At 46.5% G+C, this 15,254-nt stretch carries 13 protein-coding genes; 10 read left to right on the top strand and 3 right to left on the bottom strand.

Going from position 1 to position 15,254, the window contains the following annotated elements:
- The first annotated feature begins 137 nt into the window (after nucleotides 1-137).
- The 7 genes from cphA (at nucleotide 138) to AAC978_RS06560 (ending at nucleotide 8,455) form a co-directional block, all read left to right on the top strand.
- Nucleotides 138-2,789: a cyanophycin synthetase gene (gene cphA, locus AAC978_RS06590; RefSeq protein ID WP_341547252.1), complete on the top strand. Its 2,652-nt coding sequence runs from the start codon at nucleotides 138-140 to the stop codon at nucleotides 2,787-2,789.
- Between the two features lie 263 nt (nucleotides 2,790-3,052).
- Nucleotides 3,053-3,925: a 4-(cytidine 5'-diphospho)-2-C-methyl-D-erythritol kinase gene (gene ispE, locus AAC978_RS06585; RefSeq protein WP_341547251.1), complete on the top strand. Its 873-nt coding sequence runs from the start codon at nucleotides 3,053-3,055 to the stop codon at nucleotides 3,923-3,925.
- Nucleotides 3,918-4,634, top strand: a complete 717-nt coding sequence (locus AAC978_RS06580) for a GntR family transcriptional regulator (RefSeq protein ID WP_341547250.1) — start codon at nucleotides 3,918-3,920, stop codon at nucleotides 4,632-4,634. Before ispE ends, AAC978_RS06580 begins: the two co-directional genes overlap by 8 nt.
- A gap of 11 nt (nucleotides 4,635-4,645) precedes the next feature.
- A complete protein-coding gene (gene purR / locus AAC978_RS06575; RefSeq protein ID WP_341547249.1) occupies nucleotides 4,646-5,464 on the top strand; it encodes a pur operon repressor in 819 nt (272 codons plus the stop codon).
- A 213-nt stretch (nucleotides 5,465-5,677) separates the two neighbouring features.
- The gene (gene spoVG / locus AAC978_RS06570; protein WP_005814955.1) at nucleotides 5,678-5,932 is read left to right on the top strand and encodes a septation regulator SpoVG; all 255 of its coding nucleotides are present in this window, start codon (nucleotides 5,678-5,680) and stop codon (nucleotides 5,930-5,932) included.
- Nucleotides 5,933-6,138: 206 nt separating this feature from the next.
- Nucleotides 6,139-7,497 carry a bifunctional UDP-N-acetylglucosamine diphosphorylase/glucosamine-1-phosphate N-acetyltransferase GlmU gene (glmU, locus tag AAC978_RS06565; protein WP_341547248.1) on the top strand — a complete coding sequence of 453 codons (1,359 nt, stop codon included), beginning with the start codon at nucleotides 6,139-6,141 and terminating at the stop codon, nucleotides 7,495-7,497.
- A gap of 16 nt (nucleotides 7,498-7,513) precedes the next feature.
- A complete protein-coding gene (locus AAC978_RS06560) occupies nucleotides 7,514-8,455 on the top strand; it encodes a ribose-phosphate diphosphokinase (protein WP_341547247.1) in 942 nt (313 codons plus the stop codon).
- Between the two features lie 57 nt (nucleotides 8,456-8,512).
- Here the strand turns inward: AAC978_RS06560 and AAC978_RS06555 are convergent, their stop codons facing one another.
- Nucleotides 8,513-9,403 carry a PRC-barrel domain-containing protein gene (locus AAC978_RS06555; RefSeq protein WP_341547246.1) on the bottom strand — a complete coding sequence of 297 codons (891 nt, stop codon included), beginning with the start codon at nucleotides 9,401-9,403 and terminating at the stop codon, nucleotides 8,513-8,515.
- A 98-nt stretch (nucleotides 9,404-9,501) separates the two neighbouring features.
- Here AAC978_RS06555 and pth point away from each other — a divergent pair, with 98 nt between their 5' ends.
- A complete protein-coding gene (gene pth / locus AAC978_RS06550; RefSeq protein ID WP_341547245.1) occupies nucleotides 9,502-10,059 on the top strand; it encodes an aminoacyl-tRNA hydrolase in 558 nt (185 codons plus the stop codon).
- An 11-nt stretch (nucleotides 10,060-10,070) separates the two neighbouring features.
- On the opposite strand, the gene AAC978_RS06545 is transcribed toward pth, so the two are convergent.
- On the bottom strand, nucleotides 10,071-11,681 hold the full coding sequence (locus AAC978_RS06545; RefSeq protein ID WP_341547244.1) for an ASKHA domain-containing protein: 1,611 nt from the start codon (nucleotides 11,679-11,681) through the stop codon (nucleotides 10,071-10,073).
- Nucleotides 11,682-12,043: 362 nt separating this feature from the next.
- On the opposite strand from AAC978_RS06545, the gene AAC978_RS06540 reads away from it, so the two are divergent.
- Both AAC978_RS06540 and AAC978_RS06535 read left to right on the top strand, forming a co-directional pair.
- Nucleotides 12,044-12,544 carry a sigma-70 family RNA polymerase sigma factor gene (locus AAC978_RS06540; RefSeq protein WP_341547243.1) on the top strand — a complete coding sequence of 167 codons (501 nt, stop codon included), beginning with the start codon at nucleotides 12,044-12,046 and terminating at the stop codon, nucleotides 12,542-12,544.
- 1 nt (nucleotide 12,545) lies between these two features.
- Nucleotides 12,546-13,964 (top strand): DUF4179 domain-containing protein, encoded by a 1,419-nt coding sequence (locus tag AAC978_RS06535; RefSeq protein WP_341547242.1) that lies wholly within the window; start codon nucleotides 12,546-12,548, stop codon nucleotides 13,962-13,964.
- A gap of 199 nt (nucleotides 13,965-14,163) precedes the next feature.
- On the opposite strand, the gene AAC978_RS06530 is transcribed toward AAC978_RS06535, so the two are convergent.
- Nucleotides 14,164-15,213 carry a hypothetical protein gene (locus AAC978_RS06530; RefSeq protein WP_341547241.1) on the bottom strand — a complete coding sequence of 350 codons (1,050 nt, stop codon included), beginning with the start codon at nucleotides 15,211-15,213 and terminating at the stop codon, nucleotides 14,164-14,166.
- Nucleotides 15,214-15,254: the final 41 nt, after the last annotated feature.

Here is a 15,254-nt window from a genome sequence, read left to right as displayed (position 1 = left end):
GTAGGCTTAAGAGGGATAGAGCTAGAGAAAGAGATTGTTAAAGCGGAAAAATAAGAGAAGAGGAATATTGTACAGGAAAAGGGTAAAAATAATAAAGGTGTACTTTTCCTATGGGTTGAAGGAGGACAAATAGCACAATGGAGATACTGAAAATCCAGGCGATCCCGGGTGCGAACGTGTATAGCTATCGACCGGTAATCCGGGCCGTCGTGGATCTCCAGGAATGGACAGAACGAACAAGTGACACCCTTGGCGACTTTAATACCCGTTTAGTTCAATGCTTACCCACGTTATACGAGCATTATTGTTCCCGAGGCAAACCAGGAGGATTTCTGGAACGGTTAGAAGAAGGAACCTTAGTCGGACATATTATAGAACATGTGACCATTGAGCTGCTTACACAAGCAGGACAGAATATTCCTTATGGGAAAACCCTCTGCCTACCGGAGAATCCGGGGCAATATGAGATTATTTTCAATTATGATTCCTTGGAAGGGTCAATGGAAGCATTTAAGCAAGGATATGAGCTTGTGCAAGAACTGCTCAATGGATCAAAGCCCAATGTTACCCCGCGGATTGAAAAAATCAGGCAGGTGATCCAGCGCTATGAGTTAGGCTCATCCACCCGAGCAATCATGGAGGCGGCTAAGGGAAGAGGGATCCCAGTCATGCGCTTAAATGATAGTAGTCTATTGCAGCTGGGTTACGGTCGTAATCAGAAGAGAGTTCAAGCGGCCATGAGCCATCAGACCAGCTGTATCGGTGTCGATATTGCCTGTGATAAAGGCTTAACTAAAAAGCTTCTGTATGAAGGGGGAATCCCTGTTCCTCAGGGTATTATTGCTGAGTCAGAGGATGAAGCAGTGGAAGGGTATAGGAGCTTAGCACAGCTAGTCGTCGTTAAACCCTATAATGGTAATCAGGGGAAGGGAGTAACGCTGAAGCTCAAGACGGAGGCTGAAGTTCGAACGGCCTTTCGTGTAGCCCAAACCTATGGGGATCGGGTGGTCATTGAAGAATATATTGAAGGGAAAAACTATCGGCTGCTCATTGTCAATGGCAAAATGGTGGCTGCCGCTGAGCGAATCCCTGCCCATGTGTTAGGGGACGGAGTTTCTACGATTGAAGAGCTTGTTCAGCAGGTTAATGTTGACCCGAAACGGGGAGAGGACCATGAAAAAGCTCTTACCAAAATAAAAATTGATCCGGTTGTGTTAATGACTTTAACTCAAAAGAACCTGACCCTTAACACAATACCTGCTAAAGGCAAGGTTGTCTATCTACGGGATAGCGCCAACTTGAGCACAGGAGGAATCTCTGTAGATGTAACAGATCGTGTTCATCCCGATAATAAAGCTCTGGCAGAGTACGCGGCACGCATCGTCGGTTTAGATATTGCCGGAGTCGATCTGGTTCTTGAGAACATAGCACAGTCCTATAGGGAGCAAAACGGTGCAATCATTGAGGTGAATGCGGCGCCTGGTTTGAGGATGCATCAATTTCCGACATTTGGCGAACCCCTCGCTGTGGGGGAAATGATCGTCGATCATGTGATGCCTGCAGGAAATGGCAGAATTCCTATTATTGCTATTACCGGAACCAATGGTAAAACCACAACCACCCGCATGATTGGAAAAATGCTTCAGGATCGCAGCTTGAGTGTAGGGATGACCACGACAGATGGGATTTATGTAGGGGGGAAGTTACTCCTCAAGGGGGATACCGCAGGTCCGGAAAGTGCACGGATCGTTCTTAGACATCCTGATGTTCAAGTGGCCCTCTTAGAAACTGCTCGGGGAGGGATCCTGAGAGCAGGGCTGGCCTACGATTACGCGGATGTAGCGGTCATTACGAATGTCGCCAATGATCACCTTGGTCAGTATGGCATGGAGAGCCTTGAGGATATCGCCCACGTGAAAAGTCTTATTGCGGAAGTAGTCCGTCCGCATAGCTATGTGGTTCTGAATGCTGATGATTCGCGGGTGGCTTCCTTTGCCCGAAAAACAAAAGGGAAGGTCATTTTCTTTAGCACAGAAAAAGATAATCTTACCCTGCGCAAGCATTTAGCCCTAGGGGGGGTTGGCGTTTTCGTTCGTCGAGGGAATATCCTGCTCTGCCAAGGGGATCAATCCCATCGTATTTGCGGAATTAAAGATCTGCCGGTCACTTGGAATGGCAGAGCCCACCATAATATCCAGAATGCCTTGGCGGCTATCGCAGCAGGATGGGCATTGGGCCTTAAGGTCGAGGGAATTCGCACATCTCTCATGGCGTTTACCTCTGATTCAGAATGCAATCGTGGACGGTTAAATTCATATGTACTTAACGGCGTTCAAGTCTTTATTGACTATGGACATAATGCGTCTGGGATTAAAGCGATCTCTGAAACCCTGCGCAAGTTCAAGGCACCGGCCGTTGTTGGCTGTATCACAGTGCCCGGAGATCGACCGGATGCTTCTATTCGCGAGGTGGCTAGGGTAGCTGCCCGTGGCTTTCACCGATTAATTATTCGCGAGGATCGAGATTTGCGCGGACGCCGACCGGGGGAGATTGCCGGGATGCTTATGGAGGAAGCCATTGCTTCAGGAATGGATCCCCGCAAAATATCTGTCGTTCTCCCTGAACGAGAGGCTTTCTGCCATGGTTTGGACACCTGTGTAGCCGGTGAAATTTTCGTCATGTTTTATGAGCATTTGGAATTGATAGAAGAGGAAATCACGCTGCGGCTAAAGCACAGTGAACTAAATGATGAAGGGTTTTTGGAGTTGGCTAATATAGGAGGCTTTTAAGTAGGATTGGAATTTCAAAGCACGATATAAATAAAGCAGGTAAATAGTAGCTATACAGTTGTTGGGCTGCTAATGGTGATAGGTATGCTCCCCTTTCAGGAACAGATCGAGGTCGATCTTGCTGAAGTGGAGCATACTTTTTTGCATTTATGGGGACTAAAGACTTTAAATCCACAAAAATTTGGCAAGAGACTAGAAGATTAGCGGATTTTTGGGGTATAATAAGTAAAAATAGTTATCGAACGTTCGGAAAGGAAGGCATGATGAGTCAGAAACAGATCGAATTGTTCGCTTATGCCAAAATCAATCTTGCCCTAGCCATTACGGGTCACCGTCCTGATGGCTATCATGAATTGGAAAGCGTTATGCAATCCATTGGCTTGTCTGACCGGATTCAGATCACCCTAACCGAAGGGGGTATAGATTGCTCCTGTGGTGAGTGGAGTGGACCCGAAAACCTCGCTTATCAGGCAGCACAGGTTTTTCTGGCTGGATTGAACACAACTTCCGGTATAAAAATAGAAATAGAGAAAAATATCCCTGTCCAAGCAGGGTTAGGGGGAGGTAGCGCAGACGCCGCTACAACTCTCTATGCCCTCAATCAGTTGTTTCAGGAACCATATTCCTTGGAACAGCTTAAGAGTCTGGCCGCTGGCTTGGGTGCGGATGTGCCCTTTTGCCTGCAAGGCGGGACGCAATGGGCCACCGGTGTCGGTGATGTATTAAAGGATTTACCACTAGCACCTCGAATCCATTTGCTAATCGTTAAACCGTGGCAAGGGGTGAATACAGCACAAGCCTACCGTTCCTTTGATCAGGAAAGTAAGTTTACACACTTATCCTATGAGGCGTGGCAGAAGGCGCTAGCATCGAAGGAAGCGGAAGCCCTGGCACCCTTGCTTTATAATGATTTGGAGCCGGCCTCCATGAAGCTTCTTCCAGAGATCGCTCGCATTAAAGGAGCTTTACAGGAGGAAGAAGGGTGCCTAGGTGCTTTAATGTCCGGCAGTGGCTCAGCGGTATTCGGGATGTTTCAATCCTCTGAACAGGCACAAAGAGTTGCCGGTTCGTGGCAAGATAAACAAGACATGCTTTGGGTAACGCATACTGTGGAAAGGGGACATTGTCATGGGTAGAAAACTTGTACCGGTTAAGCTTGATAGTTACAAGCCTTTACGAGAGATTGTGTTTGAATCATTAAGGGAGGCCATTATCAATGGAGTTCTTGAACCCGGTGAACGCTTAATGGAAATTCAATTAGCTGATGAGATGGGAGTCAGCCGTACTCCGGTCAGAGAAGCTATTAGAAAATTGGAATTGGAGAACTTCGTGGTCATGATCCCTCGCAAGGGGGCATATGTAGCAGGTGTCTCCCATAAGGACGTAGCGGATGTTTTCGAGATTCGCTCAGCTTTAGAGGGCTTGGCGGCAGGGCTTGCGGCTGAGCGGGCTACCGATGAAGAGATTGAGCAGATGGAGCGGTTCCTTCTTTATCATGAAGGGGAGGAAATGAGTTTAGAGCAGATCGTAACTTCTGACACCGGCTTTCATGCTTTAGTCTATAAAGCGAGCCGCAATGAGCGCTTGGTGCAGATCCTTGACAATTTAAGAGAGCAAATTCAGCGCTTTCGTGCTACCTCCCTTTCCGTCCCTGGGCGTCTAAAAGATGCTATTGATGAGCATCGTGGGATTGTTGAGGCTCTAGCTCGCCATGATGTGGAGGAAGCTCAAGCTCTAGCTAATGCGCATATCGTGACAGCAGAGAATGTTATGTTTGAAGCCTTGCGACTTTCTCGTGAACAAGAAAAAGCTCAGGAGGCTGATCAAGCTCCTGAGAAAGAATAGAGGTTAGGCTCGTGGATAAGATGAAACGTGCTGAGCGTATGGTTGCTGTGATGCAGGTGCTCATGTCAAAACCAAATATGCTAATCCCGTTAACCTTGTTGGCGGAACGATTTGGTGCCGCAAAATCAACCATCAGTGAGGATCTGCTGGCTGTGAAAGAGAGTATGCGTTATACGGGCCAAGGACGTTTAGAGACGGTGTCCGGTGCTGCCGGTGGGGTACGCTATATTCCGGAGATCAACCCAGAGGAAGCCAACGAATTCCTAGTAGGCTTAGCAGATCGTCTAAGTTCGCCAGACCGCGTCTTAGCGGGGGGGTTCTTATACATGACCGATCTTCTCTATGATCCCGCGATTCTACGTCCCCTAGGGCTAATCTTTGCGGGAGCCTTCCGTGAGAAAAAACCGGAAGTGATAGTTACCATCGAGACAAAAGGAATTCCCTTGGCCTTGGTTGCTGCTGAAGCTTTAGGTCTACCTATGATTATTATTCGACATGGCAATAAGGTCACCGAAGGAACGGCGGTGAGTATCAATTATGTCTCCGGTTCTTCAAAAAGAATTCAATCAATGTCCTTAGGGAGAAGAGCTTTGGAGCCGGGCCGGAAAGTATTGCTGATCGATGACTTCATGAAGGCTGGTGGGACTGCCTTAGGGATGATGAATCTAATGAAGGAATTTGAAGCCGATGTAGTTGGCATTGGGGTCCTCATGGAGACCCCGCGGGAAAGCGAACCAAAGCTGGTGGACCATTACATGTCCCTTCTTCAATTACGGGAGCTCGATCCCTACAAGGGAGTCGTTCGCGTCATTCCACAGGAGATTATTTAAGGTTAGATTCCTTAGAGGAAGTTCTGAGAGATATCGTGTAAAAACACATTATTAAAGGGCGACTCGAGATTTAGATTGGATTTTGCCTAAATATCGCCCCAAATGATAGAAAATAAGAATTTTTCCCTTAAAAGAAGGAGTTTTTTACCATATAGAGAATATGTTTTGTAAGAATATCGTTGGTCACCGGGATGAGAAGGGTGGTGATTCATAATGAACATTACTGATGTACGTGTCCGGAAGGTGAATGTTGAAGGTAAAATGAAAGCTGTTGTTTCTGTTACTTTCGACAATTCGTTTGTCGTCCACGATGTTAAGGTTGTGGAAGGGACGAATGGACTGTTTGTTGCTATGCCAAGCAGAAAAACTCCGGAGGGAGAATTTCGCGATATAGCACACCCTATCTCTTCTGCTGCTCGTGAAGTGATTCAAAATGCAGTATTAAAAGCTTATCAAGAAGCAATGTAAAGATAATCAGACATGGGAAGAAAGAGATCCTATCTTAGGGTCTCTTTTGCACATGTGCAAAGATCATTGACTTCTTTGGGTAGAGCAAGGAAGCAAATTGAAATAAAAAGAGGAATTTGCAGCTTTTTGACGAATAAAAGTTTTTTGGGGAGTTCAATATATTATAATGTATCATCAGGGTAAACTATGAGTGGAGGCGAAGATGGATGCCACATTGGGCTGCAGTGATCATGGCCGCGGGCAAAGGGACACGAATGAAGTCTAAATTGCCAAAGGTCATGCATTTGCTTGCCGGAAAACCAATGCTCCAACATGTCATAGATTGTGTACGTTCTGTTCAAATACCAAGGACGATGGCGATTCTCGGTCATGGTCGGGAGCAGGTTGAGGCTGCTTTGGACAGAGAGGTAGAGATCGTTGTTCAGGAGGAACAGTTAGGAACGGGACATGCTATTATGCAAGTTATTCCTCACTGTCATGAGGTTGATCATATTATTGTTCTAAGCGGTGACCAACCTTTAATTCGCCCAGAAACCCTGCAAAAATTGATGGATGTTCATCGCTCAAGTCAGGCGGCGGCTACCATTTTGACGGCTGCCTTTGCGAATCCTTTTGGATTAGGACGGATTATCAAAGAGGGAGATGTATTTTTGCGGGTGGTAGAGGAAAAGGATGCTACTGCCGAGGAACGACTAATTAAAGAGATCAATACGGGAACCTATTGCTTTAATGTTGCTAAGCTTAGGGAAGCGTTAAAGAATATTACCCCCAAGAATGTTCAAGGGGAATATTATTTGACGGATGTTTTTGCCCTTTTCCATTCGCAAGGGGATGTGGTTCAGACTTACTGCACCGAGGATGTCCATGAAGCTCTTGGCATCAATAGCCGAGCTCAGTTGGCCGTGGCGGAAGATGTGATTCGCCAACGCATTCTGACCTATTGGATGGAGGAAGGGGTGACCCTTATCGACCCCTCTTCAACCTTTATCGAAGCCGGAGTTGTACTTAAGCGAGATATTGTCCTTCAGCCCTTTACTATTCTTAAAGGGAAGACCTATATTGAAGAGGATGCAGTGATCGGCCCCCATACCACCCTAACGGATTGTACTGTCGGCGTGGGATCGGAAGTGTCCCATACCGTTGGGAATCAGGCTATCATCGGCAACCATTGCACTATCGGGCCCTTTGCTTATCTTCGTCCCGGGACGATTTTAGCGGATAAAGTTAAGGTTGGGGATTTCGTAGAGATTAAGAACAGTAAGATTGGGGTAGGCTCAAAGATACCCCATCTGAGCTACGTGGGAGATTCTCTGGTCGGGGAATCTGTGAATATAGGGGCGGGAACCATTACCTGTAATTATGATGGGGTGAATAAGTCAAAGACCATCATTAGGGATAAGGCTTTTATTGGGAGCAATACTAATCTGGTAGCCCCGGTGGAAATTGGTGAAGGCGCTGTAACCGGAGCAGGATCGACGATAGCCAAGAATGTACCGGCTCATACCTTAGCGGTTGAACGCAGTACCCAAAGACATATCGAAAATTGGGTTCGAAATAAGAAATAATAGGGGGATATATGGGATGTCAGTCAAAGAGTTGAAAATCTTTTGCGGCAATGCTAACCGAGCATTAGCGGAAGAAATCGTTGATTATCTGGGAGTTCCGCTGGGAGAGGCGAAAGTGAAACGCTTTCAGGACGGAGAAACGACCATTGCCATTGATGAGAGCGTCCGAGGAGCCGATGTCTTTGTGGTACAGCCTACCTGTAGTCCGACCAATGATAACATCATGGAACTCTTAATCATGATTGATGCTCTCAAGAGGGCTTCAGCCAGCCGCATCACTCCGGTTATTCCTTACTATGGATATGCTCGTCAAGAACGCAAATCCAAGGCCCGGGATCCCATCACGGCCAAGCTCGTGGCGAATCTAATTACCACGGCAGGAGCTAATCGAGTGGTTACTATGGATTTGCATGCCCCGGCTATTCAAGGCTTCTTTGATATTCCGGTAGATCATCTACCAGGTGTGCCCATCCTCGCGGAATATTTTAAGAGTAAAGGGCTGGATAATGTGGTCGTGGTTTCTCCGGACCATGGCGGGGTACAACGGGCACGAAATCTGGCGGAACGCATCGGGGCGCCCTTAGCTATTATCGATAAACGCCGTCCGGAGCCCAATGTGTCAGAGATTATGAATGTCATTGGTGATATAGAAGGCAAGCGCGTTATTATGATCGACGATATCATCGATACAGCAGGGACCATCACCCAAGGAGCTCAAGTACTGATGGATCGCGGGGCCATTGAAGTATATGCCTGCTGTACCCATCCAGTGTTATCTGGTCCGGCATTTGAACGCTTGGAGAAATCGGTGATTAAAGAAGTTATTATCACGAATACTATCCCCATGGATCCAGAAAAAATGATCCCCAAGATTAAAACGCTCTCCGTTGCCCCCTTGCTGGGAGCAGCCATTGTGCGTATTCATGAGGACCTTTCGGTAAGTAAATTATTTAGTTAAGTCAATCCAATTCAATCCAATCCAATTCAATCCAATCCAATTCCTATCCCCTGGGTCTTAGCCCAGGGGTTCTTTTGTGGTCGGGGCTTGATCTGCTACTTGGGTTAAATCGGGGTTGATTTCTTGGAATGTCGCCATTTCTGGGTCACTGCTGCCCGGATCAGCTGAATCCGGCTCGGCTCCAAGGGAGGGCTCCATGCTTAGAGAAATCATTGAGTCATCGGCGCAAATGGGCTCCTTTAGGGACTCTGCATTCTCTTCCTCTACCGGAGCCATGGCTACATTATCGACGATATCCTTACCTTTGTTCTTTCCTTTGCCCTTACTCTTGATCTTGCTTTTTTCTTTATCTTTGCTGAAAATCTTACTGATTGTGTTTGTTGTACCCGTGGCAAGGTTAGAAGTAGAGTGTAGAATGGATTTAAAAGCTTCGTTGATTCCTTTGTCAGCGACCATTAAGTTACTTTCACAGCCTTTTTGAGCGACGATGGCATCTTGACCGATGGTAAGGACATAGTCGGCATCCAGTAAGCCCTTGCCGCTGAAGAGTCCTTCAAGTTTGCCGCCGGAGATTTCCAGCTGAGTGATTTTACCAGTTTCCGGATCGACATAGAATTCTTCCACGACCCCGAGGGTTTTGCCACTTTGAGTGATGACGCGGGTACCGATGATGGTTAGTTTTTCCTTGATGAGGCTTAGGATCTCGGGCAAGCTGGCTGATTTTTCGACATAAACGCCCTTGTCGATGGTAATGGCATCTTCCCCCACGCTAACGACTTTGGCATAAGGAATGATGCGCTGGTCCTTGAAAAATCCCTTGGGATCGATGACTAAGGCGGCTAGGGATTTGGAACGGGAATCAATGACCAGGCTTTTTACATATCCGATATGCTGTCCTTCGCTTAGGGAGACGATCGGTAGGGATAGAAATTTTTTACTCGGTTTCAATCGTAATACCCCCTTATTTATGTGCAAGAACATGAGAATCATGCTATCATCAATGTATTCACGGGATGTCTACAATATGCTTAGAGGAGTGGGGATTCATGAAGCTCATCGTAGGTCTCGGTAATCCGGGAGGGCAGTATGCGGAAACTCGGCATAATGCTGGTTTTCTCCTACTGGATTGCTTAGCCGAAGAATTAAAATTAGATTTTCGTCCCAAGTTCCAAGGTTTGGTAGCAGAAACCCAAATGGGTGGGGAGAAGATCTATCTACTTAAGCCCCAGACCTTTATGAATCTGAGCGGCCGTTCGATTCGGGAATTGGTGCAGTTCTATAAGCTTGCGCCCCAAGATATTTTAGTAATCTATGATGATATGGACCTGGCTGTAGGTCGTCTACGTTTAAGGAGCTCAGGAAGTGCCGGCGGACATAACGGGATTAAGTCGACAATCGCAGAGCTGGGAACGGAGGGTTTTTGGCGACTGAAGGTAGGTATTGGCAGACCCCCTGCCGGCTGGGACTCGGCCCGCTATGTGCTAGCGAGCTTCACCAAGGAGGAAATTCCGGTGCTAGAGGAAGTGCTGGATAAGGGGACAAAGGCGGTAACCCTGTGGGCCAAGGGTGAAGGGGATAAGGCCATGAACGAGTATAACCGGTGAGACAATAATGCTCACCCTTTTTGCCGAGCTGCCAATTTCTCTTTAACACTCGGATAGAATTCCATATTTGTGTGAGGTAAAAAGCGACTGCCACTGTACTTATCCATAAACCTATTGCTGGCATTCATTTCAAAATAAGTGATCCTACTGGCGATTTGCTCGATCTCCCGGCGTCTCTGATTAGAAAGCAGAACCTGTCGCGCCCCTTCGCCGGAGCTGTTGCCTAGTCGCATCATCTGCTCGCGAGGAAGATCGGGGTAGAGACCGATGGTAATGGCGGATTCAAGGGGGAGATACTGACCGAAGGCGCCTGCGGCATAAAATCTAGTAATTTCTTCCCAGCGACAGCCCACACTTTCAAACAATACTTCAAGAGCTGCGTTGACCGCTCCTTTGGTCCGCATCAGACTGTTGATGTCCTGTTGACTGATATAGAGCTCTCGGCCATCGGCGCTTTCATCTGCGGGAACAATGACAAAACGTTCACGACCGTCGCTGAATTGTGCCGCGCGATTGATTATTCCGGCTAGGAAAAGCTCTGCCAAGGAATCGATCAACCCGGAACCGCAGATACCTCGAGCGGGGGCATTAGTAATAGTTGTATAGCTCACTCGAGATTCGGAGTCGATGGTCACGTGGTCGACTGCCCCTTCTTCGGCTCTTATGCCACACTCGGTTACGCCCCCCTCCAAAGCTGGACCGGCGGCTCCGGCACAGGCGACGATCCATTCATTATTGCCCAAGATAAACTCCCCGTTTGTCCCGATATCCACTAGGAGAGCAAGCTCTTCCTCCTGATGCATACCGCTTACCAAGATACCCGCTAAGACATCACCGCCAATGTAACTGCCGATGCTCGGTAAACAATAGATGGGAGCGAGGGGATTGACCTCGAGGCCAATCTCCTTAGCGTAAACGATCCCCGCCTTATTAACCACCGGCTGGTAGGGTTCCCGGCAAATTGAACTAGGGTCCAAACCTAAGAGTAAATGAACCATCGTTGTATTGGCACCGATGCATACACCGCTGATAGCTGGCGCTTGCAGGAAAGCTTCTGCAGAGATTTGTCGAATAAGATTGTTGAGAGTTTCGACAATCAGGGATTGCAGCTCTGACAAACCCTTCTCATCCCTAGCCGCCATAATGCGGCTGAGGAGATCATCTCCCAGCTTGATTTGACTATTGTAAGCAGAGGCTTTAGCAATAATATCGCCATTAACCATGTTGACAAGATAGACAACTACGGTTGTGGTCCCAATATCAATAGCGAGCCCGACATTAAAATGCGATTGATTCCCGGGTTCCAGATGGATGAGCTGATAATTTGCGGCGCTGCCATTTTCATCAAGATCATTGCCGGCAGCTAGGGTGACAGTGATAGCTTCGATATCCTCGCGGCAAAGCTTGCCGAGGGTGTTCATAAGGGAGAGCGGAATCGACACTGGGACCCCCAGCCTTTGTTGTAAGCGTTGACGGAGGGTATCAATCAGGCCCTTATTGCTTTGGGCACTGAGTTGGGAGGCGTCGATATTTATTTTTGTTGTAAGTGGATCGAACTTAAAATCATGGCCAACTCTTTGCTCTGCTAAGATGACCGGTTGATAATTATTCGTTTTCCTCACTCCTTTGATAACTATTGTTAAAAATCATTTGCAATACTGGTGCGGTCTAAGGTGTAATTCTAACGCTCTGATCATTAATTGGACGCGAGAAGGATAATACCTTCCTAAGAGACAGAAAATTCAGTGTACAGATTCCTGTTTTCATATAAAGAAAAAAGCTCGTGTTAAAGAACGACTAGTTCTCTGACACGAGCTTTTATCCAATGGTCTTAGGCTTTCGTCTCAAAAATATAGGAAAGGACTTTAATTGCTTGATTGATAGAATCAAGCAGAATCTTGTAAAATTAATCTTATAGAAATAACTTAATAGTGAAATGAAAACACGCTGGGAGTTTCTCTAATAGATAGAAAGGGGGGCAGACATGGGTATCTTTGACGCACAAGGAGTCGATAAACAGGCTTATGTGACTTTTGTTACAGAATATAAAAGCATCATGTATCGCATTGCTTTTGGATATCTCGGAGATGAGATAAAAGCCTTGGATGCAATAGATGAAGCCGTTTATCTTGGATATGTTCACAGAAAGGAATTGAGAGAGACTAGTTTTCTCAAGACATGGCTGACTCGAATCCTAATCAATGAATGCTATCGCGTCTTGAGGAAGACGAAGCGAGAAGTGGCCATGGATGTTCTACCTGAGCAAGGTCAATCTTACTTAGAGGGCACGTTATCGATTAAGATGGCTGTACAAGACTTGCCGGAAGATCTCAGAAGGGTCATAGTCCTTCGCTATTTTGGTGGATATACCATTGCTGATGCTGCCGCTCTATTGGGTATCCCGGAAGGGACAGTAACCACCCGTACACGAAAGGCTTTGAAGCTCTTAAGAGTCGAGCTGAGTGAGCAGGAAGGGGGAGAGTAGTATGACAGAGAACAACCAAGAGAATTTGGCAAGGGGCAGACATGATGAGGGGCAAGAATGGCAAGGTTTTGTCGAGGAAGCTTATTTAGAGCCTAAGGGGTTAGGTTCCGTGGAGGATAGATTAGAGAAAAAGATTGGCATAGCTAAGAGGAAAAAGAGAGCGATATACAGTTTTTTCTCGACGGCGGTTGCGGCGCTATTACTCATCTTTTTGGTTAATGCCAATTCTGCTTTCGCTCATACAATGTCTAATATCCCGGTTATCGGCCAATTGATTGAGTATATTCAGTTTGATAAAAGCCTTAGCCAAGCTATTGAAAACGAATACATTCAGGAAGTGGCGCTGACCGCCTGGGATGGAGAAGAGCAATTATCGCTACCTTATGTGCTTGCCGATGAAAAGAATATGGTGCTCTTTTTTCAACTTCCAAAGGACTTTGGACTTGCAGACAATGAGTGGGCTAATATTAGTCTTAAGGATATGAAGGATGAAAGCAACGGAAATAAAGTAGATGGCTTCAGTTACTCTACAGCCAGTTTGTCCCGTGAGGGGATAGCCCAAAACCATGGCTTCATTATGCAGCAATATCACTTTGCAGAAGGCAAAGTACCGGAATCAATTTCCCTTGATGTGCTTTTGGAGATTGAAATCCTTCCTAATGAAGAGAAAGTTGTGCAGGTTGGAGAGTTTGAAGAGGATGTTCATGAACGTAATATGAAAGAAATGGGGACATTCACCTTCGAAGTTAAATTCGAGGAGCTTGCGAAGCCAATGGTGTATGAATTTCATGAGGATTTAAGCATATACGGACAGACAATAACCCTTGAAGAAATGAGAGTTTACCCGACTGGAACTGAAGTGTTCTTTACTTTTGCCGACAAGAATCCGGCCTGGATCAAAGGTATGAACTTGGCTATCGAGGAAGACCGGGAAATAGTGCTCAAAGGAAGTCATGGAATTAGCGCTATGCATAAAGAAGATCAAAGCGGGATGAGTGTCTTTATTGAATCTGACTATTTCAAGAAGCCAAAGGAACAAGAGCTTCTGATTCGGGGCTTGCGCTTATTGGATAAGGAAGAGGAGTCTATTACTGTAGATATGGAGAAGAAGACCATAACTCCGGCTATTGAGGGAATGGAGCTTAAAGAAGTTATAAAAGGTGAAGGAAAAGCGAATCTGGTTTTTGCCACAAAAGTCAGGGAAGATGATGGTTTTGGAGTATTTAGTTTTGAGTATCGGGATGAAGAAGGAAACACTTATGCGCTGAAAAGCGAGGGCACCTCTTCGCCTCGAGATTCATGGATGGAAACAAGAATTACTGTAGAATATCCGGAGAACGGCAGAATTATTTTACAGAGGACGTTAACGCCTATGCTCACCCTGGAAGAGCCAATCAGAATCGAATTGCCTCAAAGATAATTCTCCATAGATCATCCTCTGCAGTGAAAAGTGCATGCAAGGGTTGGTGCTTAGTCAATTAGTTAAGGAAACATGGATAACAAGGTCAATAAGAATAGAGTGAACAAAAGAGAGCAGAACTCTTTCAGGAGTTTCAGCTCTCTTTTTGCTAGGATCCATTAATAAATATGGGCGCTGCTAATGACTCTGTACCTGAGTTTTAGATGGTCAAATCCACATGCTGAAGGGTACCGACTGTGCCGTTCTCATTCAAGTAGATGCCGGTTTTTTTGATTTCACCTAGGGATTGATTGCTGGAATCCTTCAGACTGAAGTCGGTGGCTACGTTTCCTAAGTAGAGTGCTCCTACTCCCTTTTCACCGAGGGCAAAGAGTATATCTTCTCCCTTTTCGTTTTTAGTCCAGATGCGGAGCTTATCATAGATGGCGTCATTTTCATCAATCCAACCATTGTTATCACTGTCATAAACGGCCAAGTCGGCAAAGCCGTTCCCGCTTTGCGTTCCAAAAAGCTCACTGCCGTCGTTGATGATGTCGTCTTGATTTTTATCCAGAGCGATAAACCCACTCCCTGGGGCGAGAAAGGAGATAAGCTCAGTATCACCATCATTATCGATATCAAAGACGTATTTTTGTTGAGTCAACTGGGCAGAACTAACCCCCAGATTAATGGTTAAGGGATCGATGGTTACCGCATCTCCTGCCCGAAAGCTGATGTTGTTTTGATAGGCAAAGCTACGACTCACGTTCAACTGAAGTTGCAGGTTAATGGTCTTGCCGTCGGCGGTGGTCACCTGACCTTGGGCGGAAAAGGACATGGACTGTTGCTCGATATACTGCTCTCTGGATTCGAAGATGATTCCCCAGCCTTGCCGAGGGCCTTGAATGGGGCTTTGGGCAGTGGGAAGGGAGGGCTTGCTCGTTTCATCAATAACTAGCTTTTTGGGTACTAAGAAGCGCATCTTTTTACCGGTGATCGCTTCGAGCATTCGTTGGAGAAGTTCCAGCTTTCGTTTGTCCTCGTCACTCATTTCTAAGTTTATCTCTTGGGACTGCTGGATATTAGAAGTGGGAGGGTTTAGATTTTTAACCGATTCTGATAGATCTAGGATGTCTGCGTTTTCCAGATTAAGGGGCGGTCTTGCGGTGATGTTTTTACCCACCCAGCCCTGCAGGGTGACTTCCCTCTGGTAACTCTCTGTGTACTTGGATTCACTGGCCATGGCAATAGACGAGCTTAGGATTTTCATAGGGCGACCTCCTTGTCGTTGCTTTCATCCTTAAATAACCC

This window comes from Desulfitobacterium sp. THU1, from assembly GCF_038181555.1.
GTDB lineage: Bacteria > Bacillota > Desulfitobacteriia > Desulfitobacteriales > Desulfitobacteriaceae > Desulfitobacterium.
Note: the sequence above shows the minus strand (reverse complement) of the source record. Positions and strands in the feature narration are given on the sequence as shown.